The organism is Actinoplanes sp. NPDC049265 (genome assembly GCF_043197135.1).
Taxonomy (GTDB): Bacteria; Actinomycetota; Actinomycetes; order Mycobacteriales; family Micromonosporaceae; genus Actinoplanes.
The window spans coordinates 1-1,081 of sequence record NZ_JBICSP010000021.1 but is presented as its reverse complement, the minus strand read 5'-3'; the positions used below and the strand labels follow the sequence as shown (position 1 = coordinate 1,081).

Genomic DNA, 1,081 nt, shown 5'->3' with positions numbered 1-1,081 from the left:
CACGGAACCCACCACGATCACCAGTGGGCCGATCACCACCACGGAACCCACCACGATCACCAGTGGGCCGATCACCACCACGGAACCCACCACGATCACCAGTGGGCCGATCACCACCACGGAACCCACCACGATCACCACCCGGCCGGTCGTCACGACGGAAGTCGTCGCGCCGATCCCGGTCGCCCTGGAAGCCACCCTGGGGACGCTGCGGCCGGTCGCCACCGTAGGGACGGTCACGGAACCCGCCCCCCTGCGGGCGGTCGCCCCGGTTGCCCGGACGGTCGTACCCACCGCGGTCATCGCGCCGGTCCCGGTCGCCTCCACGGAAGCCACCTTGCGGACGGTCGCCGCGCCCCTGGTGGCCGCCACGGTCACGGTCGCCGCCACGGAATCCACCACGGTCGTCCCCGCCACGGAAGCCGCCCCGATCCTGACCGCCACGCTCACGGTCCCCCCGGAAGCCACCACCCTGGTAGCCGCCCCGGTCACCGCCACGCGAGTCCCCCCGGAACCCGCCCCGGTCACGGTCGCCACCCCGGTCGTCCCGGCCCCGATAACCGCCGCGGGAGTCGCCGCCGCGGGAGTCGCCGCCGCGGGAGTCGCCGCCACGGGAGTCGCCGCCACGATAGCCACCGCGGGCGCCACCCCCTTGGTAGCCGCCACGGTCACGGTCGCCGCCACGGGAGTCGCTGCGGAACCCGCCGCGCTCGCCGGCCGGACGATTGCCCCGGTCACCACGCGGGGAGGCGTCACCATCCCGGTCGCGACCGCGGCCGTCCCGGCCTTCGTCGTCGCGCTGGGAGCCGCCGTCCTGCGGTCCTGTCGTCACGGGTCAATCCTTCCGATCCGGCGCACACCACCTGCGGGCAGGCGCCATCAACTTCCCACTGTTCAGCGTTCCAAGTTACAGCCGGTTCACACCGGCAGATCGCACAGCGGCGGTCACACCGCCCCACAAACGCATCGAGGGCCACCCCGGCTCGGGGTGACCCTCGATCAACGTTTAGTCCGGCGGCGTCCTACTCTCCCACACCCTCCCGAGTGCAGTACCATCGGCGCTGGCAGGCTTAGCTTCCGG

The 1,081-nt window shown here is 72.7% G+C and carries 1 protein-coding gene; it reads right to left on the bottom strand.

From position 1 onward, the window contains the following. A partial coding sequence (locus ACGFIO_RS35740) for a hypothetical protein (protein WP_392833560.1) occupies positions 1-225 on the bottom strand: 225 nt, incomplete at its 3' end. Positions 226-1,081 lie beyond the last annotated feature (856 nt).